Annotated in this window: 21 protein-coding genes; 5 read left to right on the top strand and 16 right to left on the bottom strand. The window is 69.3% G+C overall.

The features are described 5' to 3' along the window. Window positions 1-12 precede the first annotated feature (12 nt). Window positions 13-642, bottom strand: coding sequence for a metal-dependent phosphohydrolase (locus AB0H76_RS05720; RefSeq protein WP_357317846.1), 630 nt, complete (start codon window positions 640-642; stop codon window positions 13-15). 148 nt (window positions 643-790) lie between these two features. On the opposite strand from AB0H76_RS05720, the gene AB0H76_RS05715 reads away from it, so the two are divergent. Beyond that, window positions 791-2,281: a CoA-acylating methylmalonate-semialdehyde dehydrogenase gene (locus AB0H76_RS05715; protein ID WP_357320425.1), complete on the top strand. Its 1,491-nt coding sequence runs from the start codon at window positions 791-793 to the stop codon at window positions 2,279-2,281. Between the two features lie 97 nt (window positions 2,282-2,378). Here AB0H76_RS05715 and AB0H76_RS05710 read toward each other — a convergent pair whose 3' ends face one another. Genes AB0H76_RS05710 through AB0H76_RS05700 form a run of 3 tightly spaced genes read right to left on the bottom strand, consistent with a single transcriptional unit; the run spans window position 2,379 to window position 5,336 of the window. Next, complete coding sequence (locus AB0H76_RS05710; RefSeq protein ID WP_357317843.1) at window positions 2,379-4,766, bottom strand: excinuclease ABC subunit UvrA; 2,388 nt, start codon at window positions 4,764-4,766, stop codon at window positions 2,379-2,381. 46 nt (window positions 4,767-4,812) lie between these two features. Continuing rightward, the gene (locus tag AB0H76_RS05705) at window positions 4,813-5,049 is read right to left on the bottom strand and encodes a hypothetical protein (RefSeq protein ID WP_357317840.1); all 237 of its coding nucleotides are present in this window, start codon (window positions 5,047-5,049) and stop codon (window positions 4,813-4,815) included. A 20-nt stretch (window positions 5,050-5,069) separates the two neighbouring features. Next, window positions 5,070-5,336: a hypothetical protein gene (locus tag AB0H76_RS05700; protein ID WP_357317837.1), complete on the bottom strand. Its 267-nt coding sequence runs from the start codon at window positions 5,334-5,336 to the stop codon at window positions 5,070-5,072. Window positions 5,337-5,463: 127 nt separating this feature from the next. On the opposite strand from AB0H76_RS05700, the gene AB0H76_RS05695 reads away from it, so the two are divergent. Next, window positions 5,464-6,387 carry a LysR family transcriptional regulator gene (locus tag AB0H76_RS05695; protein ID WP_357317834.1) on the top strand — a complete coding sequence of 308 codons (924 nt, stop codon included), beginning with the start codon at window positions 5,464-5,466 and terminating at the stop codon, window positions 6,385-6,387. On the opposite strand, the gene AB0H76_RS05690 is transcribed toward AB0H76_RS05695, so the two are convergent. The 5 genes from AB0H76_RS05690 to AB0H76_RS05670 form a co-directional block, all read right to left on the bottom strand. Beyond that, window positions 6,384-6,794 (bottom strand): VOC family protein, encoded by a 411-nt coding sequence (locus AB0H76_RS05690; protein WP_357317831.1) that lies wholly within the window; start codon window positions 6,792-6,794, stop codon window positions 6,384-6,386. The genes AB0H76_RS05695 and AB0H76_RS05690 overlap by 4 nt on opposite strands. A 20-nt stretch (window positions 6,795-6,814) precedes the next feature. After that, a complete protein-coding gene (locus tag AB0H76_RS05685) occupies window positions 6,815-7,249 on the bottom strand; it encodes a helix-turn-helix transcriptional regulator (RefSeq protein WP_357317828.1) in 435 nt (144 codons plus the stop codon). Window positions 7,250-7,281: 32 nt separating this feature from the next. Continuing rightward, on the bottom strand, window positions 7,282-8,742 hold the full coding sequence (locus AB0H76_RS05680) for an MFS transporter (protein ID WP_357317825.1): 1,461 nt from the start codon (window positions 8,740-8,742) through the stop codon (window positions 7,282-7,284). A 102-nt stretch (window positions 8,743-8,844) separates the two neighbouring features. After that, entirely contained in the window at window positions 8,845-10,098 is a 1,254-nt protein-coding gene (cobA, locus tag AB0H76_RS05675; RefSeq protein WP_357317822.1) for a uroporphyrinogen-III C-methyltransferase, read from the bottom strand. Window positions 10,099-10,163: 65 nt separating this feature from the next. Beyond that, window positions 10,164-11,123, bottom strand: coding sequence for a lipase (locus AB0H76_RS05670; RefSeq protein ID WP_357317819.1), 960 nt, complete (start codon window positions 11,121-11,123; stop codon window positions 10,164-10,166). Between the two features lie 137 nt (window positions 11,124-11,260). Between AB0H76_RS05670 and AB0H76_RS05665 the strand changes: the two genes are divergently transcribed. Continuing rightward, window positions 11,261-12,232 (top strand): hypothetical protein, encoded by a 972-nt coding sequence (locus AB0H76_RS05665; RefSeq protein ID WP_357317816.1) that lies wholly within the window; start codon window positions 11,261-11,263, stop codon window positions 12,230-12,232. Window positions 12,233-12,247: 15 nt separating this feature from the next. Here the strand turns inward: AB0H76_RS05665 and AB0H76_RS05660 are convergent, their stop codons facing one another. Both AB0H76_RS05660 and AB0H76_RS05655 read right to left on the bottom strand, forming a co-directional pair. Then, entirely contained in the window at window positions 12,248-13,531 is a 1,284-nt protein-coding gene (locus AB0H76_RS05660) for a DoxX family protein (protein ID WP_357317814.1), read from the bottom strand. A 97-nt stretch (window positions 13,532-13,628) separates the two neighbouring features. Continuing rightward, complete coding sequence (locus AB0H76_RS05655) at window positions 13,629-14,990, bottom strand: DoxX family protein (protein WP_357317811.1); 1,362 nt, start codon at window positions 14,988-14,990, stop codon at window positions 13,629-13,631. Window positions 14,991-15,350: 360 nt separating this feature from the next. Between AB0H76_RS05655 and AB0H76_RS05650 the strand changes: the two genes are divergently transcribed. Both AB0H76_RS05650 and AB0H76_RS05645 read left to right on the top strand, forming a co-directional pair. Beyond that, complete coding sequence (locus AB0H76_RS05650) at window positions 15,351-16,481, top strand: phosphotransferase family protein (protein ID WP_357317809.1); 1,131 nt, start codon at window positions 15,351-15,353, stop codon at window positions 16,479-16,481. A gap of 8 nt (window positions 16,482-16,489) precedes the next feature. Continuing rightward, window positions 16,490-17,611 carry a hypothetical protein gene (locus AB0H76_RS05645; protein ID WP_357320422.1) on the top strand — a complete coding sequence of 374 codons (1,122 nt, stop codon included), beginning with the start codon at window positions 16,490-16,492 and terminating at the stop codon, window positions 17,609-17,611. A gap of 43 nt (window positions 17,612-17,654) precedes the next feature. Here the strand turns inward: AB0H76_RS05645 and AB0H76_RS05640 are convergent, their stop codons facing one another. From AB0H76_RS05640 to AB0H76_RS05620, 5 genes are all read right to left on the bottom strand, one after another. Beyond that, window positions 17,655-18,023: a cobalamin biosynthesis protein gene (locus tag AB0H76_RS05640; protein ID WP_357317807.1), complete on the bottom strand. Its 369-nt coding sequence runs from the start codon at window positions 18,021-18,023 to the stop codon at window positions 17,655-17,657. 35 nt (window positions 18,024-18,058) lie between these two features. Beyond that, the gene (locus AB0H76_RS05635; protein ID WP_357317805.1) at window positions 18,059-19,495 is read right to left on the bottom strand and encodes a cobyrinate a,c-diamide synthase; all 1,437 of its coding nucleotides are present in this window, start codon (window positions 19,493-19,495) and stop codon (window positions 18,059-18,061) included. Between the two features lie 79 nt (window positions 19,496-19,574). Next, window positions 19,575-20,189: a cob(I)yrinic acid a,c-diamide adenosyltransferase gene (gene cobO / locus AB0H76_RS05630; protein ID WP_357317803.1), complete on the bottom strand. Its 615-nt coding sequence runs from the start codon at window positions 20,187-20,189 to the stop codon at window positions 19,575-19,577. A gap of 67 nt (window positions 20,190-20,256) precedes the next feature. Further along, window positions 20,257-22,572, bottom strand: coding sequence for a VWA domain-containing protein (locus tag AB0H76_RS05625; protein ID WP_357317801.1), 2,316 nt, complete (start codon window positions 22,570-22,572; stop codon window positions 20,257-20,259). 107 nt (window positions 22,573-22,679) lie between these two features. Continuing rightward, window positions 22,680-23,129: a GNAT family N-acetyltransferase gene (locus AB0H76_RS05620; protein ID WP_357317798.1), complete on the bottom strand. Its 450-nt coding sequence runs from the start codon at window positions 23,127-23,129 to the stop codon at window positions 22,680-22,682. Between the last annotated feature and the right edge of the window lie 12 nt (window positions 23,130-23,141).

The raw sequence follows: 23,141 nt of genomic DNA, 5'->3' as shown, positions 1-23,141 counted from the left end.
CCGGCCCGGCCGTCAGGGCGCGGTCAGATCGGCCAGTTCGGCGGCCAGGTTGGCGCGGGCCGCGTCCTCGAAACGGGTTCGCGCGACGGGGGTTCGGAACAGGTGCGGTTGCCGCGCCAAGCCCTGGAGCACGGCGGCGCGGCCCGCGCGGAACAGCTCGTCGGGGACGTGCTGGTATTCGGCACGCACGGCCGCGGTGTAGGCGGCGTAGCCGGGGGCGTCCGCGGCCAGGATGACCAGATCGGCGTCGCAGAGGACTTCCCCGTTGCGGTCGCCGGGGGCCGGGTCGTGGCCCGCGGTGAGTCGCACCAGCCTGCCGACCTCCTCGACGAGTCCGGTGGCGGCCCCCAGTGATTCGAGGATCTGCTCGGCCAGCTCGGCGCTGCGTTCCTCGTTGTCGGGCCGGTCCACCGCGTAGACGGCGTCGTGGAAGAACGCGGCGTAGCGCACGGCGTCGGCGTCCGCGGCATCGGCGGCCAGCTCGTCGATGACGGTCAGCATCGTCGCCAGGTGATCGACGGTGTGATAGCGCCGATGCGGTTCGCGGTACCGGCGCACCAGATCCGCGCCCACCGCCTCGGCCCGCGGGCCGGCCAGCCGCACCCACCGCGCCAGCAGCTCCTGATCTATCTCTCCACCCATCCGCTCAGTCTCATTCACCGCCGGGCCGCCGACAATGTGGATTTCGCCACCACGGAAATCGAGATGGCTATTCCGGTCCGGGCCGCGCGGGTGCGGAGCAGGATTGAGGTGCGGCAGCCCGGTGGTATCCGACCGAATCGAGGACGACATGCAGACGATCGCGCACTGGCTCGACGGCAAGGCGTTCGGCGGGACGAGCGCGCGCACCGCGCCGGTCACCAATCCGGCGACCGGGGTGGTCACCGGGCAGGTCGCCCTGGCCGACCGGTCCGACGCGCAGGCCGTGATCGCCTCGGCCGCCGCGGCTTTCGCGGACTGGCGCGAGACCTCGCTGGCGCGGCGCACGCAGGTGCTCTTCGGGTTCCGGGAGCTGCTCAACGAACGCAAGGAAGAGCTGGCCGCGCTGATCACCGCGGAGCACGGCAAGGTGCACGCCGATGCCATGGGCGAGGTGAGCCGTGGCCTGGAGGTGGTCGAATTCGCCTGCGGGGTAGCGCATCTGCTCAAGGGCGGCTACACCGAGAACGCCTCGACCAAGGTCGACATCTTCTCCATCCGGCAGCCGCTGGGGCCGGTGGCGGTGATCTCGCCGTTCAATTTCCCCGCGATGGTGCCGATGTGGTTCTTCCCGGTGGCGATCGCCGCGGGCAACACGGTGGTGCTGAAGCCGAGCGAGAAGGACCCGTCCTCGGCGCTGTGGCTGGCCGAGCTGTGGGCCGAAGCCGGTTTGCCCGCAGGCGTTTTCAACGTGCTCCAGGGCGACAAGGAGGCAGTGGACGAGCTGCTGGACAACCCGGCGATCAAGGCGGTGTCCTTCGTCGGGTCGACGCCGATCGCGCGCTACGTCTACCAGCGCGGCACCGCCAACGGTAAGCGGGTGCAGGCGCTGGGCGGCGCGAAGAACCACATGGTGGTGCTGCCCGACGCCGACCTGGATCTGGCCGCCGACGCCGCGGTGAACGCCGGATTCGGTTCGGCGGGTGAGCGTTGCATGGCGATCAGCGTGGTGCTCGCGGTCGGCACCGTCGGTGACGATCTGGTCGGCAAGATCGCCGAACGGGCCGCGACGATCACCACGGGCGACGGCACCCGGGCCGTCGACATGGGCCCGCTGATCACCCGCGAGCACCGCGATCGGGTGGCGCGCTACATCGACGACGGCGAATCCGCGGGCGCGACCGTCGCGCTCGACGGCCGGGCGGTGCGGGCCGACGGCGCGGCGGACGGATTCTGGCTGGGCCCGACGATTCTCGATCACGTCGCCACCGACATGAGCGTCTATACCGACGAGATCTTCGGCCCCGTCCTGTCGGTCGTACGGGTCGACACCTACGACGACGCACTCGCCCTGATCAACGCCAACCCCTACGGCAACGGCACCGCGATCTTCACCAACGACGGCGGCGCGGCGCGGCGGTTCCACCACGAGGTGGAGGTCGGCATGGTCGGCATCAATGTGCCGATCCCGGTTCCGATGGCCTACTACAGCTTCGGCGGCTGGAAGAACTCCCTGTTCGGTGACTCACACGCGCACGGCACCGACAGCGTGCACTTCTTCACCCGCGGCAAGGCCGTCACCACCCGCTGGCTCGATCCCTCGCACGGCGGCCTGGAACTCGGCTTTCCGCGGAACACCTGAGCGGCGCCCGGCCCTGATCTGGGAATATCGCTGCCGCGCGGCGCGTTCGCGCGGGCCGCTCTCGAGGAGAGCGGCCCGTCGGGATCTACGTGGTGAATTACTTTCGCGCAGCGGCCTTCTTACGCGTGCTCTTGGCACCCACGTACTCCGCGAGATGCTGGGCGGTCAGCGTCGTGCGATCCGCCACCAGATCGGCGGGCGTGCCCTCGAAGACGATCTTGCCGCCGTCGTGGCCGGCGCCCGGGCCCAGGTCGATGATCCAGTCGGCGTGCGCCATCACCGCCTGGTGATGCTCGATCACGATCACCGACTTGCCGGATTCGACCAGGCGGTCCAGCAGGCCGAGCAGGTTCTCGACATCGGCCAGGTGCAGGCCGGTGGTCGGCTCGTCCAGGACGTAGACCCCGCCCTTGTCGCCCATGTGCGTGGCCAGCTTCAGCCGCTGCCGCTCGCCGCCGGACAGCGTGGTGAGCGGTTGGCCGATGGTGAGGTAGCCGAGACCGACGTCGACGAGCCGCTCCAGAATCGCGTGCGCGGCCGGGATCTTCGCCGCGCCCGCGCGGAAGAACTCCTCCGCCTCCGACACCGGCATGGCGAGTACCTCGCTGATATCGCGCCCGCCGAGCTTGTAGTCCAGCACCTCGGCCATGAACCGCTTGCCGTCGCACACCTCGCACACGGTCTCCATGCCCGCCATGATCCCGAGATCGGTGTAGATGACACCGGCGCCGTTGCAGTTCGGGCAGGCGCCCTCCGAATTCGCGCTGAACAGTGCGGGTTTCACGCCGTTGGCCTTGGCGAAGGCCTTGCGGATCGGCTCCAGCAGCCCGGTGTAGGTGGCCGGGTTGCTGCGCCGCGAACCGCGAATCGGCGTCTGATCAACGGCGACAACGCCTTCCGCGCCGGGCATCGAGCCGTGGATCAGCGAGCTCTTGCCCGAGCCCGCGACGCCGGTGACGACACACAGCACGCCCAGCGGAATATCGACGTCGACATCTTGCAGATTGTGGCTGTTCGCGCCGCGGATGGGCAGCTTGCCGGTGGATTCGCGCACCGAATCCTTCAGTGCCGCACGGTCGTCCAGGTGTTTGCCGGTGACGGTGCCGCTGGCCCGCAAGCCCGCGACGGTGCCCTCGTAACAGACCGACCCGCCCGCGGTGCCGGCGCCGGGGCCGATGTCGACGACGTGGTCGGCGATCGCGATGGTCTCCGGCTTGTGCTCCACCACGAGCACGGTGTTGCCCTTGTCCCGCAGTTGCAGCAGCAGGTTGTTCATGCGCTCGATATCGTGCGGGTGCAGCCCGACGGTCGGCTCGTCGAAGACGTAGGTGACATCGGTGAGCGCCGAACCGAGATGGCGAATCATCTTGACGCGCTGGGCTTCACCGCCGGACAGCGTGCCCGCCGGCCGGTCCAGTGACAGGTAGCCCAGCCCGATCTCCACGAACGAGTCCAGGGTGTCGGCCAGCTTGTCCAGCAGCGGCGCCACCGACGGCTCGTTCAGGGCGCGCACCCAGGCGGCCAGGTCGCTGATCTGCATCGCGCAGGCGTCGGCGATGCTGATCTTCTTGATCTTCGAGGAGCGGGCCGCCTCGGTGAGCCGGGTGCCGCCGCAGTCGGGGCAGGTGCCGAAGGTGACCGCGCGCTCCACGAAGGCGCGGATGTGCGGCTGCAACGCGTCGACGTCCTTGGACAGCATCGACTTGCGGATCTTCGGGATGATGCCCTCGTAGGTGAGGTTGATGCCGTCGACCTTGATCTTGGTCGGCTCCTTGTGCAGCAGATCGGCGAGCTGCTTCTTGGTGAACTTCTTGATCGGCTTGTCCATGTCGAAAAAGCCGCTGCCGCTGAAGATCCGGCCGAACCAGCCGTCCATGCTGTAGCCGGGAATGGTCAGCGCGCCGTCGTTGAGGGACTTGTTCTCGTCGTAGAGCTGGGTCAGGTCGATGTCGTTGATCGCGCCGCGGCCCTCACAGCGCAGGCACATGCCGCCGGTGATGCTGAAGCTGCGCCGCTCCTTGACCTCCTGGCCGCCCTTCTCCACCGTCACCGCGCCCGCGCCGCTGATCGAGGCGACATTGAACGAGAACGCCTGCGGTGACCCGATGTGCGGCTTGCCGAGCCGGCTGAACAGGATGCGCAGCATGGCGTTGGCGTCGGTGGCGGTGCCGACCGTGGAGCGCGGGTCCGAACCCATGCGCTGCTGGTCGACGCTGATCGCGGTGGTCAGCCCGTCCAGCACGTCGACGTCGGGGCGGGCCAGCGTCGGCATGAAACCCTGCACGAAGGTGCTGTAGGTCTCGTTGATCAGCCGCTGCGACTCCGCGGCGATGGTGTCGAACACCAGCGAGCTCTTCCCCGAGCCGGAGACACCGGTGAACACCGTCAGGCGGCGCTTGGGCAGCTCGATGCTGACGTCTTTGAGGTTGTTGACGCGCGCACCGTGCACGCGGATCAGATCATGGCTGTCGGCGGCGGTGGTCATCGTGGTCTCCATCTGTGCTGCGGGGTGGCGTATCGATCTTGCCTGATCAGGACTGGTTGACGGGGGCGGGACGGCCGTTGCGGCGCTTCGCCAGGTAGGGCTGGGCGTACATGTAGAGGCCGGTGCCCATCAGGACGAACAGCGGCGGCAGCGGCAGGTAGAAGATCCACGGCGCGGATTCCAGCGCGCCGAAGGGGACGGCGATGAAGCAGAGCAGCACGGTCGCGGTGAAGGTGATCGACATCGCGCGGTGCACTTTCCGGTTGTTCTTGCTGTAGGACATGATGATCTCCTTGTCGAGTTCTATCGTTCGACGAGCACTTCACCGTCCACGACGGTGTGGCCGGTGGTCAGCGCCGCGAGCGCCTCGGCCAGTGCGCCGCGGCGCGCCTCGGCCGATTCCCAGCGCCAGATATCGAGGTAGGACCCGTCCTCCTGGCGGATCAGGGTGGCGGCGGTGAACGCGGGGTTCGCCGAGCGCAGACCACGGATCAATCGCATGCGCTGTTCGAGCAACTGCGCCAGCTTGCCGGTCACCACGGTGTATCGGTGGGTCCGTACGACTGCCATGCCCCTGACCTCTCTTGTTTCGGTTTCTGCTGACGAGATTCAGTTTTCCGTTCGGCACGGGGGCGAACAATGAGCAATCACGAAACGACGGTTGCGTGCGGGGTTAACGATCGCGGACGATTACGGGATGGAGTTGCGGGATATCGAGATCTTTCTGACGCTGGCCGAGGAGTTGCACTTCGGCCGGACCGCGGAGAGGCTGCACATCTCGACGCCGCGGGTGAGTCAGACCATCGCCAAACAGGAGCGTCGTATCGGGGCGCCGCTGTTCGAGCGAACCAGTCGCAAAGTCACCCTGACGCCGCTCGGCGAGCAACTGCGCGACGATTTGCGAGCCGGATACCGGCGCATTCTCGACGGGGTCGAATCCGCCGCGAGCGCCGCTCGCGGCGGGCCGGAAACGCTGACGCTCGGTGTGCTCGGCCCGATGTGGCAGGACCTGGCCCCGATCACCGCACTGTTCCGAACTCGCTGTCCCAGTGTGCGATTGCGTATGCGGGAAGTCCGGATCGACGACCCGTTCGCGCTGGTGCGCAGCGGCGAGGTCGACGTGGCACTGCTGGCCATGCCGGTGCTGGAGGCCGACCTCGAGACCGGTCCGCCGGCATTCACCGAACCCATCGTGCTGGTGGTCGGGCACGCGCACGCGCTGGCCGGGCGCACCTCGGTCACGCTGGCCGAGATCGCCGAGTACGAGGTCCTCCCCTCCGGGCTGCCGCTGCCCGACTACTGGGAGAAGTCGTTCTCGCCGCTGCCGGCGCGGGAATCCGACGCGCCGCAGCCGACCCGCGAGGAGATCCTGTTCGCCGTATCCGCCGGTGACGCGGTGGCCTTCGCCTGCGGGCAGGCAATCAAGTACTACGACCGCGGCGAGGCGGTGTACCTCCCGATCGAGGAAAGTCCCACGCTGAGCTGGGGTCTCGTACATCGTGCCGCTCCGATCGGCCGCTGGGCCGCGGAGTTCGAGGCCATCGCGGCCGAACTCGGGCCGATCGAATTGGAACTGGATCTCGATCAGACCACCCTGCGGCGGTTGCGTTCGGTGAGCTAACCGGTCTGCTTGATGCGGACCATGTTGCCCGAGGGGTCGCGGAAGGCGCAGTCACGCACGCCGTAGGGCTGGTCGGTGGGTTCCTGCACCACCTCGGCGCCGCCGGCCCGCAGTTTCTCGAAGACGCCGTCGAGGTCCGCGGTCCCGAGGTTGATGCTGGCGAAGGTGCCCTTGGCCATCATCTCGCCGATGACCCGCCCCTCCTCCTCGGTGATGCCCGGGTCGGCGGACGGCGGATACAGGACGATGCCGATGTCGGGCTGGCCGGCGGGGCCGACGGTCAGCCAGCGCAAGCCGTTGTAGCCGACGTCGTTGCGCACCTCGAAACCGAGGGCGTCGCGGTAGAAGGCCAGGGCGGCCTCCGGGTCGGTCTGCGGGAGATAGCTCTGATAAATGGCGATTTCCATGATGACCAGGCTAATTGCGGTCAGGTTGCCTGCGCTTCTTTATTCCTGATCGGTCGGGTCACCTGCTTGGCCACGCACGAGGGCATGCCCTCGGTAGCCATCGCCTCCTGCTCCCGGTAGGCGCTGGGCGGCATGCCGACGAGTTCGGTGAAGCGGGTGCTGAAGGTGCCCAGCGAGGAGCAGCCGACCTCGAAGCAGACCTCGGTGACGCTCAGATCGCCGCGGCGCAGCAGCGTCATCGCGCGCTCGATGCGGCGGGTCATCAGATAGGAGTACGGCGATTCGCCGTAGGCCGCCTTGAACTGGCGGCTGAGATGCCCGGCCGAGATGTGCGCGTCACGGGCGAGGGCTTCCACATCCAGCGGCTGGGCATACTCCCGGTCGATCCGGTCACGCACCCGGCGCAGGCGCACCAGATCGCTGAGGCGTTCCTCCGGGGTGGGCTTGCTGGTCACTCTCGCGATCTTCCCACCTCGCGGCCCGGTTGTCAGGTCTGCTGGGCTTCTTCCTGAGCGTGCTGAGCCTGCGCGACCTGGGCGGCGCTATAGCGGATGGTGAGCGCGATGAACAGCGTGAGCAGCACACCGGCGCCGCACAGGAACAGGGCCAGGGTGTAGCCACTGCTCAGGGCGTCGAGCTGGGTGGTACTCATGTCAGCGGGCTTGACGCTGTCGCTGCCGCCCATCGCCAGGCTGCGCGAGACGACGACCGGGCCGAGGAAACCGAGCGCCAGCGCCGGCCCGAAGGCCATCAGCATCTGGCCGACCGCGCTCAGCGGGCCGACCTCGGTCACCTCGACGCCGACGATCAGGCACAGCGGAACGATCACCAGCACGATCCCGACGCCCGTGCCGATCACCAGGAACAGCACCAGCAGCGTCGGCAGATGCGCGGAACGGTCCAGCGTCGAGCCGAAGACCAGGGCCGCCGCCGCGAGCCCGGCGCCGAGGGCGATCACCCAGCGCGGTGCGACACGGGTGGCCAGCTGGGAGGACGCCGCACCGCCGATGCCCATACCGATGGTGAACGGAATGAAGATCAGACCGGACTGTAAGGCCGTGTAGCCCAGCACGTTCTGGACATACTGCGCGCCGTAGATGGAGATGCCGCCCATCACACCGGCGGCCAGCAGCACCGCGAGGAAGGTCGCCACCCGGTCTCTGCTGCCGAACAGCGACCACGGCAGCAGCGGATTGTCCACGCTGCCCTCGGCGACGACGAAGGCGACCAGCAGCACCGCGCCGCTCAGCAGCGAGGTCAGGATCGCCCAGTGCGTCCAGCCCAGTACCGGGCCCTCCATGCCGCCGAAGACCAGGGCCGAGACGCCGAAGGTGGCCAGCACCGCGCCGCGCACGTCGAGGGTGAGGCGCTGGTGCTCGCTGTCCTTCAGGCAGATCATCGCGCCGACCATGACCAGCAGCCCGATCGGGACATTGATCAGGAAGATGCCGCGCCACCACACGTCGGCCAGCGCGCCGCCGACGACCAGGCCCGCCACCGAGCCGACACCGACCATCGAACCGAAGATCGCGATGGCCTGGTTGCGGGCCTTGCCCGGCGCGAACGTCGTCACGACCAGGGCCATGGCGGTCGGCGAGGCGAAGGCCGCGCCGACGCCCTGCAACGCCCGCGCGCCGATCAGCATGCCGCCGTTGATCGCCAGACCGCACAGCAGCGAGGCGAACGCGAACAGCCCGACGCCGACCAGGAACATCCGTTTGCGCCCGAAGGCGTCACCGACCCGGCCGCCGAGCAGCATGAGCCCGGCGTAGGTGAGCGCGTAGGCCGTGATCACCCAGTTCGCGCTGGAGGCCGTCATGCCGAAGTCGGCTTGCAGCCGCGGCACCACCAGGATCGTCACCGTGCCGTCGAGCACGGTCATCAGCTGCATCCCACTGAGTACGAGGATCGCGAGCCCGAAGGCCCGCTGCGTCACTGGATACTGCATCGGCGCAGCGGGATTCTGGAGCACAGTCAGCCACTGTAATCGACTCGTCCACCGCCGTCGGCCCCCGATCTACGGTCGAGGCCGCGATGTTCCAGGTCCCGGCTACTCGGCGGAGAAGCCCGCGGTGGGTCCGATCACCACGATCGCCGGGGGGCGGATGCCCTCGTCGCGCACCCGGGCCGCGACCGTGGCGAGGTCGGCCCGCAGGACACGCTGGGTGCGCAGGGTGCCCTCCTGGATGACGGTGGCGGGGGTATCGGCGGGGCGGCCGCCGTCGAGCAGAGCCTGAGCGAACTGCTCGATGCGCTCGACGGCCATCATCAGCACGAGGGTGCCGCGCAGCCGGCCCAGCGCGGGCCAGTCGACCAGCGAATCCGGGTGATCCGGCGCGACATGTCCACTGACGACGACGAATTCGTGCGTCACGCCGCGGTGGGTGACGGGGATACCCGCCGCCGCGGGAACGGAGATGGGGCTGGTGATGCCCGGGACGACGGTCACCGGGATGCCCGCTTCGAGGCAGGCTTCGACTTCCTCGAAGCCGCGGCCGAACACATAGGGATCGCCGCCCTTGAGCCGGACCACGAACTTGCCCGCCTTCGCACCCTCGACGAGGGCGAGGTTGATCGCCTCCTGGGCCATGGCGCGGCCGTAGGGAATCTTGGCCGCGTCGATCACCTCGACATCGGGGCCGAGTTCGGCGAGCAACTCCGGCGGCGCGAGGCGGTCGGCGACGACCAGGTTCGCGCGGGCCAGCAGGCGGCGGCCGCGGACGGTGATCAGGTCGGGGTCGCCGGGGCCGCCGCCGACCAGCGCGACGCCCGGGACGATCGGGGCCGAATCGTCGGTCACCACGCCGGATTGCAGGGCCTCGAGCAGTCCGTTGCGGACCGCCGCGGAACGGCGGTGCTCGCCGCCGGCCAGCACGCCGAGCGAGAGCCCGTCGTAGCGGGCGGTGGCCGGGGTGACGGCGGTGCCCAGGCGGGCGGTGTCGGCACGCACGCAGAACACCCGGCGGCGGGTGGCCTCGGCGACGATGGCCGCGTTGGTCTCCGGTTCGTCGGTGCAGGCGATGACGTACCAGGCGCCGTCCAGATCGCCGTCTTCGTAGGCGCGCAGGTCGGCCGTGATCTGCCCGGATGTCGCCATGCCTTCGACGGCGGGGGTAACGCTGCGGCTGATGACGTGCACGTCGGCGCCGGCGGCGATGAGCAGGCCGAGTCGGCGCTGCGCCACCGATCCGCCGCCGACCACGACCACGCGGCGACCGTTCAGATCGAGGCCGACCAGGTAGTTCGGATCCCCGGCCGGGGTGGTTTCCGCGTGCTCATCGGGGCTTGCTGACGGGTTCGACACAAGGTTCGAGCCTACGGGACGCCTGGTCAGCCACCGAACCGGCCGCGCGGTCTGTCCGGCGCGGGCTATCCGCTGTTGCGCGGCAGCCCCTGGCAGTCGACCGGCGTCGCGTGCTCGGGATCGAGCGCGTTCAGGACGAGTTGCCCGACAACGGGATCGGCCGCCACGAACAGGTGCTCGCTGAAGTTCAGCGGGCACAGGTCTTGCAGAACGACGTTGGTGATGTTGGGTCCGGGCGGGGCGAAACCGCTGGTGTAGGGGACGACGGCCTCGTCGTAGCGGGTCATGATGCTGGTGTAGTCGATGCTGTCGGGGAAGGCGTCGCCCGCGTTGACGGCGTTCAAGAAGTCCGAGCCGGTCACGAAGTCCAGCACGGCGTGGCTGAACAGGCCGACCACGCCCTCGACCGCCGGGCCCGCGCCGAGGTCGTCGAGGCCGCGCACCAGGTGGCTGAGGCCGTAGAGGGTGGAGCCGTTCCACAGCGGCGTCAGGTTGACCGACTTCGCGACCTTCGCCGCGCCGCCCAGGAACCGTACGTACCAGCGCGGCAGCACCGTGCCCTGCGAGTGGCCGAGGAAGTCGACCCGCTCGGCGCCGGTCGCGGCCAGCACCCGATCGACGAACGGCGCGAGTTCCTCGGCGGCGACGCGTCGCATGTCGGCGTTGCCGGGCAGGGACAGCCCGCCGAGCATGCCGCTGAGACTGGACGGGTCGATCCCGTAGGTCAGGGCGTAGACGCAGTAGCCGTTGTTGGCCAGCAGCGGTGCCAGCCACCGGAAGTTCTGCGCGGGCCCGGCGCTGGTGCCGGAGAGCAGCACCACCGGTTCCGGATGCTCGGGGGTGGGGCGGCAGTTCCAGTCGTTCGCGCCCGGTGGGGTGCCGCGGAAGTCGACGGCGTGCGGAAGGATGCCGCCCACGTTTTCCACCGGGCCCCACGGCACGTGCTGGGGCGTGGCGCCCGCGGTGCCCGCCGCGAGTACGGTGATGAGCGAGATGACCGGTGCGGCAAGCAATTTCCAACGCATGGAGCCACCTTCGACCTGTTAGGAAGCAATGATTTCCTAACTGTAGATGTGGCGCACGCCACTCGCTACGTCGAAATGCACAAAGCCCTTGGGCGCGTGCACAACCCGGCGGGGATTTTCATTTCTATACTCGGCGGATGCGACTGGGATGGCTGTTTCGGATACTGGTGACGGTGGCGCTCGGCGTACCGCTGCTGACAGCCGGTGCGGCACAGGCGGATCCCGCACCCTACGTCCCGAACCCGGGCATCGAGGCGACCTACTTCCAGCCCGGCCCATGGGCGGTGACCGAGCAGTCCGGCGCCGGCTGCTGCGATTCGACGGGCGCGAAGTTCGACCTCTGGCGGCCCACCGACCTCGGCGCGGGCGGGTTCCAGCACTCCATCCTGGTGTGGGGCGACGGCACCAACGCGGTGCCCGCGCAGTACAGCTACCTGCTGCGGCATCTGGCCTCGTGGGGTTTCGTGGTGGTCGCCACGCAGAATCAGCAGACCGGTTCCGGTCAGGAGATCATCGAGTCGCTGGACTACCTGCTCGCGCAGGCCGCGGACCCGGCGAGCGTCTTCCACGGCAGGCTGGACGCGAATTCGGTGGGCGCGATGGGGCATTCGCAGGGTGCCAGCGGTGTCCTCAACGCGATGCTGCGATCGAACGGCCGGATCAAGACGGCGGTGCCGCTGGAGTTGCCCGCACAAATCTGGTGCAACACCGGGAAGTGGTGCCCCGACACCCGCGCGCTGACCGCTGGTTCGGTGTTCCTGGTGAACGGCTCGCAGGACGGGATCATCTCCCCGTCGACGCAGACCCAGCCGTGGCAGAGCGCCGGATTGCAGTCCAACCGGGCCTATTTCGAGGCGATACCCGAGCAGTTGCCGAAGGCGTGGGCCACCCTGATCGGCCCGAATCACAATGACGTGCAGGGCAAACCCACCTGCGCCGAGGCTTCCTTCCCCTGCGGCACCGGCGTCTACGGTTACCTCGGTTACCCCACGGCCTGGCTGCTGGCCCAGCTTCGTGGCGACACCGCGGCCCGCTGGGCCTTCACCGTCGGCGGCGAGTTCACCACCCCGTCGCGCAACTGGTCCAATCAGTCCACCAACCTGCGCTGAGCGTCCAAGACCGCGTCAGTCGCGCGGGAGGGTTTCCTGCACCCAGTGCAGGCCGGGGCGACGCACCCGGAAATCGTCGAGGTCGTGCCGCGTCAGCCGCACCGCGACCGGGTCGCCATGTAACTCGCCCTGGAGCACGAGCAGGTCAGGGGCCGGATTGTCATAGGCGAGGGCGGCGATCCCGGACAGGGTGACGGCGTGCGCGGCGGCGTCGACCGTTCCCGGCGTGCGCACCAGCGTGCCGTCCATGCGCTGATAGGTGAGCCCGGAGATGTCGACTATGAGGCGCTGCCAGCGGGTTTCGTCGGTGGTCAGCGGCGGGAGCGACTGTCCGGCGACGGTGAACTCGGTGACGTCCCAGATGCCGTAGAGCGCCGGTTTCGGTGCGCCGTAACCCCATTCGTGCCAGCTCTGCCAGGCGTCGCGCAGGCAGGTGCTGCTCGCCAGCAGGCCGAGCAACACCGGAACGACCGTGGCGACGCGCGGGTTCGCGGCCAGCGCCGGTTGCACGGCGGGCTCGGATGATCGTTGCAGCACAAGAATATTCGCGAGCCGACGCGCTTGCGGGGCCAGCACCACTATGGCAAGCAGCAGGAGATGCAGTGAGAACAACTTCACCGGCACGTCGTAGGTGAGGTTCAGCACGAACACCTGGGTCAGGCACATCAATGCCAGCAATCCGCCCAGTGTGGCGGTGCGCGACACCAGCAGCAGGAGCGCGGCGAGCACTTCCGCCGCACCCAGCAGCACCTGATACGCCGGTGCGATGCCGACCTGGTTCCACAGCACCTCCATCCGGGTGAAGCCGCCGAAGGGCTCCAGCAGGGTGGTCAGCGGCGGGTAGGGCATCTGGTTCGGGACGAGCTTGGCGATGCCGTACCAGAGCAGCTGTGTTCCCAGGCAGATCCGCGCGCCGAAGACGAACCACGCCCCGAGCCGCCGGTACTCCGTGCGCCGGGCCAGGGCGGTCCAGACGAGAGTGAGCAACCCGGCCAGGACCAGCAGGCAGCAGACCAGCACCCAGATATAGGCCTGATCGCCACTCTGGCTCATCCGCAGCGTGGCATCGACCCCGAAGACGTGCCTGCCGATCCACGCGGGGCCCGCGGTGAGCCACGAGACCTGCCACAGCACCGATTCCTCGGACAGGAACTCGGTGACCGAGCCCGCGAAGACGAACAGGAACTGGGTGAACACCACACCGAACAGCAGGAAATAGCTGACGCAGAACCGGAACCCGGCCCTGACCGGCGGCGGCCACGCCGCGTTCTCCCGAGCCGTCGCACCCACCGCGCTCACGCGACCACCTCACCTCCCGCACCGCCCTGCGCAGCAAACCTAACGCCGCGCCGGAGGACCCGACCCCCCGGCCGGGTCCTCCGAGGCCCGGGTTCGGTCAGCCCAGGGCCGGGGCGTTCTGCACCCAGTGGAAGCCCGGTCCGCGCAGCCGGAACGCGTCGAGGTCTTGCTTCTGTAGCGACACCGTCACCGGATGACCGTCGACCTCGCCGCGCAGGACGAGCCGATCGGGGGCCGGTTCTTCGAACGTGAGCTGGGCGAACGGGACGGGTGCGGCGTCCGCGGACTGTGGCGGCGCGGTAAGGGTGACGGTCCGGGCGGCGGTGTCGACCGCACCCGTGCTCGGCACGAGGGTGCCGTCCATCCGCTGGCGGGTGATGAAGCCCTGATCGAAGACCAGCCGCTGCCAGCGATTCTCGTCGGTGGTCAGCGGCGGCAGTGGTTGCCCGTCGCGGCTGAACTCGGTCACGTTCCAAATGCCATAGAGCGCGGGCTTCGGTGCGCCGTAACCGTATTCGTACCAAATCTGGTGCGCGTCGTGCAGGCATGCGGTGGTCGCCCACAGGCCGAGGGCCACCTGGGCGACGGCGGCGAGGCGATTGGCCCGGCGGGTGCGGAACAGTGGCCGCTGGGTCGCCGGGGCGGTATTCCGCTGGAGTACCAGGAAGTCCAGGATCCGGCGGGTCTGCGGCGCGAGCACGATCAGCGCCATCAGCACCAGGTGGAACGCCAGGATCTTGACCGGGACGTCGTAGGTCATGTTCAACAGGAAAACCTGCAGCATGCTGATCAGGCCCAGCATGCCGCCCAGGGTCGCGGTGCGCGGCAGGAACAGCAGCAGCCCCGCCAGCACCTCGGCGGCGCCGAGCAGCACCTGGTAGACCGGTGACACGCCGACCTGGTTCCAGAGCACGTCGATCTTGGTGAAGTTGCCGTATGGCTGCAACATCGTGGTCAGCGTCGGATACGGCATCTGGTTGGGGATCAGCTTCGCGAAGCCGTACCAGAGCAACTGCCCACCGGCGCACAGCCGGATCGCGGTCACGAACCAGGTACTGAGCGTGCGGTATTCGGTGCGCCGGCTCACCAGCGTCCAGATCAGGGTGAGCACGGCGGCCAGCACCAGCATGCCGAACACCATCATCCAGATCGCGGCCTGGTCGCCGCTGCCGTTCGACTGCAGCACGGCTTCGACGCCGAAGACGTGTTCGCCCAACCATTCGGCCACCGGGGCGACCTGGTTCATCTGCCACGCGACCGCGTCGTCCGGCAGCACGGCGATCGCGATACCCGCGAACACGAACAGGATCTGCGCGAACAGCAGACAGAACAGCGTGAAATAGGTGAAGCAGAACCGGAATCCGATGCGGGCCAGCGGATGCCACGGTCGCCGGGGTTCCAGCGGTAGGTCCACCGCGCTGTCATCTTTCTCCGCTACCTGCGCACCGAGGGCACTCACCCGAAGACCTCACTCTCACCGACAACATTTCGATGGTCGAAAACTATCGGCCGGCTCCGGGTGCGCACCTCCAGGAAATCCCTGGTCTTCCCCTACGCCGCACGACTTACGTGCTACCCCCAGCACCGTGGGGTGAGAGCGCTACCGGGCGCGGTGGTGCCTGCACCACCGCGCCCGCGCGGGCGCTGGCAGAGCGACCAGCAAACGCCGCGTGGCCGGACATGTCAACCATCGATTCCGGCCAGTGAGCGAGCTCGCCCGCGCAGTGGACGGGTTCGCCGGCCAGCGCGGAATCGGCTGCGCCACTGCGGTATGCCGGTTACATTCGCGACCGAGCGAACAGGTTTCAGGAGGACGAATATGGCCGATGCGCCCGACCCCACCGAGCGGATGCAACTCACCGTCAGTGGCCGTGATCTCGACACCCTTGCCGAGGAGTTGTCGCGGTGGCTCGGCGGCCGGGTCGCCGCCGACGAACCGCCGAAGATCTCGGCGCTGTCGCGGCCGGAGGGCGCGGGTATGTCGAGCACCTCGGTGTTCTTCGACGCCGAGTGGAGCGCCGGCGGCGCCCGGGAAAGCGGTTCTTTCGTGGCCCGGCTGGCGCCGCAGGACAGCGACTACCCGATCTTCGAGACCTACGACCTGGCCACCCAGTACCACGTGATGGCGGGCGTCGCGGCGGCCTCCGACGTGCCGGTGCCCGCGCTGCGCTGGCTGGAAACCGACGCGACCGTGCTCGGCGCGCCCTTCTTCGTGATGGACAAGGCCGAAGGCCGTGTGGTGTCGGACAATCCGCCCTACGTCTTCCTGGGCTGGGTGTTCGACGCGAGCGCCGAGGACCACGCCCGGCTCGTCGCGGGCACCGTCGAGGCGATCGCCAAGATCCACGACATCGCCGACCCCGCAACGAAATTCCCGATGCTGGACGGCCCCGGCCAGGCGCTGCGCCGCAATGTCGACTGGTACCGCGGCTGGTATCGGTGGGGCCTGGCCGACGACGGCTACGCCATCCCGATCATCGAGCGGGCCTTCGACTGGCTGGACGCGCACTGGCCGGCCGATCCGGGCCCGGATGTGCTGTGCTGGGGCGACTCTCGGCCCGGCAACATCCTCTACCGCGGCTTCGAACCCGCCGCGGTCCTGGACTGGGAGATGGCCGCCCTCGGCCCGCGCGAACTCGACGTGGCCTGGCTCATCTTCCTGCACCGCTTCTTCCAGGATCTGGCCGTGCGCTTCGACCAGCCCGGCCTGCCGGACTTCTGCCGGCGCGCGGAGGTGGTGGCGAAATACGAAGAGCTGACCGGCCATACGCTGCGAGATCTCGATTTCTACATCGTCTTCTCCGCGCTCAAGCACGCGATCGTGATGGCCCGGGTCAAGCGCCGGATGATGCACTTCGGCGAGGACACCGACACGCCGGATCGCGACGACTACGTGATGCACCGGGCAGGCCTCGAGGCGCTGCTCGACGGAACCTACCAGTGGGATTGAGAACCGATATGGCCGAACGCATTCCGGGCTCCGCGCCCGCTCCGTTGGACGAATACCCGATCCACCAGACGCCGCTGACCATGGCGCGGGTGGTCTCCAGCGACCGGAACTTCTACGACCGCAGCTACTTCAACGGTCACGACCGAGACGGCGGCACCCTGCTGATCACCGGGTTCGGCGTCTACCCGAACCTCGGCGTCACCGACGCCTATGTCTGTGTGCGGCGCGGTGATTCGCAGCGCTCGGTGCGCTTCTCCGATGCCCTGGGCGACCGCAGCCTGGACATGGCCGTCGGCGGCTACCGCATCGAGGTCGTCGAACCGCTGCGCAAGCTCCGGGTCATCTGCGAGCACGAAGACCTCGGCATGGACATGACCTGGGAGGGCGCCTTCCCGGTCGTGCAGGAGCAGCCGCATCTGATCCTCAACCACAACCGGCCCATCATCGACGCCACCCGCTTCGCCCAGGTCGGTTCCTGGGCCGGGACCTTGACCGTCGACGGCGTGGACACCGCCGTCGATCCGGCGGTGTGGACCGGCACCCGCGACCGCTCCTGGGGCATCCGCCCGATCGGCGAAACCGAGCCCGCCGGGCGCGCCGCCGCCGAACCCTCCGGCGGCTTCTGGTGGCTCTACGTGCCGCTGCGCTTCGACGACTTCTCCATCATCATCATCGTGCAGGAGGAGCCCGACGGCCGGCGCACCCTCAACGACGCCACCCGCATCTGGCCCGACGGCCGCGTCGAGCAGCTCGGGTGGCCGCGCATCTCGATCAAATACCGTTCCGGCACCAGGATTCCCGAATCCGCGCGGCTGGAATGCACCACCGCCGACGGCAAGCCGCTCGACATCGAGGTCACCGCGGGCACCAACGTCCCGCTGCACATCGGCTGCGGCTACGGCGGCGACCCCGACTGGCTGCACGGGCAATGGAAGGGCCGCGGCTGGGTCGACTCCCGCAGCTACGACCTCACCGATCCCGCCATCGCCGCCCGCATCCCCTACGGCGTCATCGACCACGTCGGTCACGCACGCTGCGGCGACGCCGAAGGCTGGGGGCTGTTCGAGCACGCCAGCCTCGGGCGGCACGACCCCACCGGGTTCGCCGACTGGGGCTCGGTGGCCCCGTAACCGATCGGCAGGTGCCCGCGCCCGGCGGGCACCTGCCGAGCTGTCAGACCGAGCCGGGCTGGTATCGCGCCGCGGCGATCACCACCCCGCCGACCACCCGTTTGCGTACCACCAGCGGGCCCTCCCCCGCCAGAATCGCCGCCGCCTCGGCGACACTGCCGGTCGCCACGGCGTCCCGGACCCGCCGGGCCGCGCCGGGCACCACCACGCGATCCAGCTCGGCCGCCGAGAACGCGCGGACCGGGATGCCCAGCTCCGCGGCCACCAGCGACAACCCGGGCTCCGCGGCGCGCCGATCGATCGTCGCGAGACCACGAATGATGTTGTTGCCCAGCACTTCACGGAGCGCGCGGCGAATCGCGGTGGCCGTGACCCCGGGCCGTGCGCCGATCCCGACAATCAGCTCAGCCATGGGAGCCGCCGGTCGTGGACCGCGCCACCGGGGCGTCAACCGGCGACACGTGCGCTCGCGAAGTCGTCGGCGGCGGCCACGAATCGTGCGGTGGCGGTGGGGTTTCCAACCGGATGGGTATGCAGATACGAGGCGTGGACGTTGCCGACCAGGGCACCTTCCCGGACCCGCTCGCCTCGGCTCCCGTGCCAGCCCCAGGCCGCGGCGTCCGTACCGGTGGAAATCAACCGGGTGCGGTGGAACTCGTGGCCGCGCACCCGCTCGCCCGCCCGCCACAGCACCGAGTCCACCAGCGCCACCGCATCGCGATACCCGAGCGTCAGGCGCGGACCGAATTCCGCGTCGACGTCGAGAACCCCGGCCATCGGGTGCCCGTCCAGCGATCGAGTGAGATAGAGCAGCCCCGCGCATTCGGCGTGCATCGGCAACCCGAGCCCCGCCAACTCCCGAACCGACTTCAGCAGCCGGGAATTGGCGGCCAGATCAGCGGCATGTTCCTCCGGAAATCCACCCGGCAGCACCAGACCGGCTGTGCCCGAGGGCAGTTCGTCGTGCAGCGGATCGAAGGTCGCCACCCGCGCACCCGCGGCGCTCAGCAGCTCACGATGCTCGGCGTATCCGAAGGTGAACGCGGGACCACCGGCCATCGCGATCACCGGGCCGTCCGACGAGGCCGGCTGCGATACGGGTACGTGCGGATCCGCACCGCGCCCGTCGCTCGTCGACGGCGCCACGGCCTCGGAGGGATCCCAGGCCGGGCCCGCCACTGTCGAGCGGGCCAGCGCGGCGATCGCCGCCAAGTCGACATGTGCCGCAACGAGATCCGTCATCGCGGCGACCGCGGCGGTGGCGGCGGTGCCGTGCTCGACGGCGGGAATGAGGCCGAGATGGCGTGAGGGGACTTCCAGTTCGGCCATGCGCGGTAGCGAACCGAGGACCGGGAGGCCGACGCGGGCGCAGGCGGCGCGCAGGACCTGGTCGTGGCGTTCGCTGCCGACACGGTTGAGAATCACGCCGCCCAAACGGATCCCGCTGTCGAAGGTGGCGAAACCGTGCAGCAGGGCGGCCAGGCTCTGGCTGTGGCCACGGGCGTCGACCACGAGGATGACCGGGGCGCCGAGCAGACTCGCGACCTGCGCGGTCGACCCCTCGGCGACCGGTCCGGCATGGTTTTCGTCGATCCGGCCGTCGAACAGGCCCATCACGCCCTCGACCACCGCGAGATCACAACCCCGCGTACCGTGCTGGTACAGCGGCACCACGCGTTCCGCCCCGACCAGTACCGGGTCCAGGTTCCGCCCTGGACGACCGGCGGCCAGCCCGTGATACCCGGGGTCGATGTAGTCCGGCCCCACCTTGAACGGCGCCACCACATGCCCGGCTCGCCGCAGCGCCCCGATCAACCCCGTCGCGAGCGTGGTCTTGCCACTCCCGGACGCGGGCGCGGCGATCACCACCGCGGGCACGCTCATCGCGCGCTCCGCAGTGGGACAGCACAGCGGGGGCTACCCGCGCTTCGCCGCGGCCAGGCCTCGGTTGTCGAGGGTCGGCTCACCATTCGATACCGCGCTGGCCTTTGCGGCCCGCGTCCATGGGGTGCTTGAGCTTGGTCATTTCGGTGACGAGGTCGGCGGCGGCCAGCAGGGCCGGCGGGGCGTCGCGGCCGGTGATGACGACGTGCTGGTTGCCGGGGCGGTTGGTCAGGGTTTCCACGACCTCGTCGAGGTCGACCCAGCCCCACTTCAGGGGGTAGGTGAATTCGTCGAGGACGTAGAAGCGGTGCTGTTCGGCGGCCAGGCGGCGGGAGATCTCCTGCCAGCCCGCGAGCGCGGCGGCCTGGTGGTCTTCCTCGGTGCCCTGCTTGCGGGTCCAGGACCAGCCCTCGCCCATCTTGTGCCACTCCACGGACCCGCCGGCGCCGGTCTCCTCGTGCAACTGGCCGAGCGTGCGGAAAGCGGCCTCCTCGCCCACCTTCCACTTCGCGCTCTTCACGAACTGGAACACCGCGACATCGAAGCCCTGGTTCCAGGCCCGCAACGCCATCCCGAACGCCGCCGTCGACTTGCCCTTACCGGGCCCGGTATGCACCGCCAGCACCGGCAGATTACGCCGCTGCCGGGTCGTCAATCCGTCGTCCGGAACCGTCTCCGGCACACCCTTGGGCATCGAAACTCCTTGTTATGAGGTACATCTGACCGAGCCACCGACCACCGCCGAAGCGGGCGGTGCGTGTTCACGCGGCTCTGGCGGCCGTCCGGCCGGCGCCGGCGCGCACCACGTCCGCGACGGCGTCGCCGGTCAGTTCGGCCAGGCGCAGGTAGCCGGCGCGCAGGTCACGGGCCAGGTCGGCGGCGAGGCCGAGCCGGATCATGCCGCGTTCGCAGTCCACGACCATGGCGGTGACCGACGCACGGGCGAGCATGTCGGCGGCCGCGCGGGCGCGCAGCACCGGGTCGATGCCGCCGGTGGCGCGGCCGTCGGTGAGCAGGACCAGCATCGGGCGGCGGCGCGGATCGCGGACGCGTTCGCGGCCGATGACCTCGCGGGCCTTCAACAGCCCCGCGGCGAGCGGAGTCTTGCCGCCGGTGCGCATACCCGCCAGGCGGCGGACCGCGATGTCGACCGAGGAGGTCGGCGGCAACACCAGTTCGGCGTCCTGACCGCGCACGGTGATGACGGCGACCTTGTCGCGCCGCTGATAGGCGTCGCGCAACAGGGCCACCACCGCACCGGTCACGGCGGAGAGCCGATCGCGCGCGGCCATCGAACCGGAGGCGTCGACCACGAAGACCACCAGATTGCCCTCGCGCCCTTCGCGGTACGCGCCCCGCAGATCCGCGGCCTCCAGCAGCAGCTTGCCGCCGTATCCGTGGCCGTTACGTCCAGCGATCGCGCCCGCACCGCGGCCCGTGGAACCGCTGCCGATCGAGATCGGTTCGGCGGCCGGAAGTGGATCGGTGCCGCCGGAGACCGAACCGGGGCCACCCGAGACCGGCGCGGGGCCAATCGAATTCAGATCGGTATCGCCCGGGAGCGAACCGGGCTGCCCGAAGTCACCGAACATCTCGGCAGTCCGGATACCCGCGATGCCCAGGGCCGTTCGGCGGCGGTGCTGGTGGGGGGCGGCGGCGAAGATCGTGCCGAGCAGGTGCAGGCCCGCGGTGGTTTCGGTGATGGGGCGCACTACGCGGCCCTGCCGGGTCTGTGCGCGGGAACGGCGGCCCGGGGCGCCTTCGCCGATTCCGGGGACCTCCCAGCGCGGTGCGGCGATCTTGCCGGAAGCCGGTGTCCCGGTGCGACTTTTGCGGGCGGGTCCGCCGGGGTTTTCCGAGTCGTCGGAGCTGTCGCGCGGTTCGTTCCGAGGTGGCTTCGGGTCCCCCGGGCCGTCAGGGCCGCCCGACCCATCGGGGCCATCCGATCCATCGGGGCCGCCCGATCCATCGGGCCCGCCAGGCCCGTCTGGATCGTCATCCGGATCTTCGTCCGATCCCTCCGAACGCGCACCGCCGGAAGGGTTCTCGGCCCCGGGCTCCTCGTCCCGATCGAGTTCCCCGGACTCGCGCGACGCCTCTTCCCCCGCGTCCCGCATCGCCTCGTCCAGCTGCTCCTCGCTGATCCCGGGCTCGTCGAACGGATCCCGCCGCCGCCGATGCGGCAACGCGAGTTCCGCGGCGACGCGCACGTCGTCCTCGGTCACCCGGTCACTGCCGCGCCAGGCGGCGTGCGCGGTGGCGGTGCGCGCGACCACCAGGTCCGCGCGCATGCCGTCGACGTCGAAGGAGGCGCACAGCGCGGCGATCCGGCGCAGCTCCACATTGTCGAGGCGCACCTGGGCGACGAGGTCGCGGGCGGTCAGGATCTGGTCGGCGACTTCGCGATCGGCGCCGGCGTAGCGCGCCGCGAACCCGCCCGGGTCGGCTTCGTAGTCGAGGCGGCGGCGCACCACGGACATGCGCACGTCCACGTTCCGGGAGGCGGCGACGTCGACGGTGAGCCCGAACCGGTCGAGCAGCTGCGGACGCAGCTCACCCTCTTCGGGATTCATTGTGCCGACGAGCACGAACCGCGCCGGATGCGAATGCGAGACCCCGTCGCGCTCGATGTGCACGCGCCCCATGGCGGCGGCGTCGAGCAGCACGTCGACCAGGTGATCGTGCAGCAGGTTGACCTCGTCGACGTAGAGCACGCCGTGATGGGCCGCGGCCAGCAGACCGGGCCGGAACGCCTGCTCACCGTCGCGCAGCACCCGTTCCAGATCCAGCGAGCCGACCACGCGGTCCTCGGTGGCGCCGACCGGCAGCTCCACCAGCCGCGCGGGCCGTGCCCCGGTCTCGTCGACGACGGGCGGCAGCAACTGCGCGAGCGCGCGCACCACAGTCGATTTCGCGGTCCCCTTCTCGCCGCGCACCAGCACGCCACCGATCCCCGGATGGACCGCGCACAAGATCAGCGCGAGCTGTAACCGCTCCTGGCCGACAACGGCGGAGAACGGAAACCCGGCTTCCTCGGTTCGGGCGGACACGGCAGGTTCGAAATGGGACACGGACACGCCCCAACTCTAGGCGCGCCGACCGACGCCGCCCGCACCACCCCGGAGACGAACGAGCACCCCTGCCAGGGAACGGAGGTCCGGGACAGGGGTGCGCGCGCCGCGATTCAGCCCTTGCGCATCGGGACGTGCGGGATGCCGTCCTCGATGAACTCTTCGCCATCCACGTGGAAACCCAGCTTGGTGTACATCTCCACCAGGTAGCTCTGGGCGCTCAGGCGAATCGGGTCCGAGCCGGCCTCGGCGACGGCGGCGCGAACCAGACGGTTCGCATAGCCGTGGCCGCGTGCCGACTTCTCGGTACAGACCCGCCCGACGCGGAAGGACTTCACACCGTCGTCGTGCTCTTCGGACAACCGTGCGGTGGCTACGACCTCACCCTCGTCGTCGAGCCAGAAGTGCCTGGTCTCCGGGAGCAGGTCTAGACCGTCCAGCTCCGGGTAGGCGCACTTCTGCTCCACGACAAAGACTTCGACGCGAAGTTTCAACAGCTGATAAAGGGTGGCGGTGTCGAGATCCTGTGCCCATGACCGCTTGAGAACAACCGTTGACATCATCGCATCTTGCTA

Origin of the sequence: Nocardia sp. NPDC050712 (assembly GCF_040654295.1) — a bacterium.
Taxonomy (GTDB): Bacteria; Actinomycetota; Actinomycetes; order Mycobacteriales; family Mycobacteriaceae; genus Nocardia.
This window is presented reverse-complemented; position numbering and strand designations above follow the sequence as displayed.

Excerpts from the sequence above, each read along its gene's own strand:
- AB0H76_RS05635 (WP_357317805.1), bottom strand. The coding sequence starts at position 19,495 with ATGAGCGTGCCCGCGGTGGTGATCGCCGCGCCCGCGTCCGGGAGTGGC.
- AB0H76_RS05645 (WP_357320422.1), top strand. The coding sequence starts at position 16,490 with ATGGCCGAACGCATTCCGGGCTCCGCGCCCGCTCCGTTGGACGAATAC.
- AB0H76_RS05620 (WP_357317798.1), bottom strand. The coding sequence starts at position 23,129 with ATGATGTCAACGGTTGTTCTCAAGCGGTCATGGGCACAGGATCTCGAC.
- AB0H76_RS05705 (WP_357317840.1), bottom strand. The coding sequence starts at position 5,049 with ATGTCCTACAGCAAGAACAACCGGAAAGTGCACCGCGCGATGTCGATC.
- AB0H76_RS05710 (WP_357317843.1), bottom strand. The coding sequence starts at position 4,766 with ATGACCACCGCCGCCGACAGCCATGATCTGATCCGCGTGCACGGTGCG.
- cobO (WP_357317803.1), bottom strand. The coding sequence starts at position 20,189 with ATGCCCAAGGGTGTGCCGGAGACGGTTCCGGACGACGGATTGACGACC.
- AB0H76_RS05720 (WP_357317846.1), bottom strand. The coding sequence starts at position 642 with ATGGGTGGAGAGATAGATCAGGAGCTGCTGGCGCGGTGGGTGCGGCTG.
- AB0H76_RS05670 (WP_357317819.1), bottom strand. The coding sequence starts at position 11,123 with ATGCGTTGGAAATTGCTTGCCGCACCGGTCATCTCGCTCATCACCGTA.
- AB0H76_RS05640 (WP_357317807.1), bottom strand. The coding sequence starts at position 18,023 with ATGGCTGAGCTGATTGTCGGGATCGGCGCACGGCCCGGGGTCACGGCC.
- AB0H76_RS05695 (WP_357317834.1), top strand. The coding sequence starts at position 5,464 with ATGGAGTTGCGGGATATCGAGATCTTTCTGACGCTGGCCGAGGAGTTG.
- AB0H76_RS05690 (WP_357317831.1), bottom strand. The coding sequence starts at position 6,794 with ATGGAAATCGCCATTTATCAGAGCTATCTCCCGCAGACCGACCCGGAG.
- AB0H76_RS05700 (WP_357317837.1), bottom strand. The coding sequence starts at position 5,336 with ATGGCAGTCGTACGGACCCACCGATACACCGTGGTGACCGGCAAGCTG.
- AB0H76_RS05650 (WP_357317809.1), top strand. The coding sequence starts at position 15,351 with ATGGCCGATGCGCCCGACCCCACCGAGCGGATGCAACTCACCGTCAGT.
- AB0H76_RS05715 (WP_357320425.1), top strand. The coding sequence starts at position 791 with ATGCAGACGATCGCGCACTGGCTCGACGGCAAGGCGTTCGGCGGGACG.
- AB0H76_RS05665 (WP_357317816.1), top strand. The coding sequence starts at position 11,261 with ATGCGACTGGGATGGCTGTTTCGGATACTGGTGACGGTGGCGCTCGGC.
- AB0H76_RS05680 (WP_357317825.1), bottom strand. The coding sequence starts at position 8,742 with ATGCAGTATCCAGTGACGCAGCGGGCCTTCGGGCTCGCGATCCTCGTA.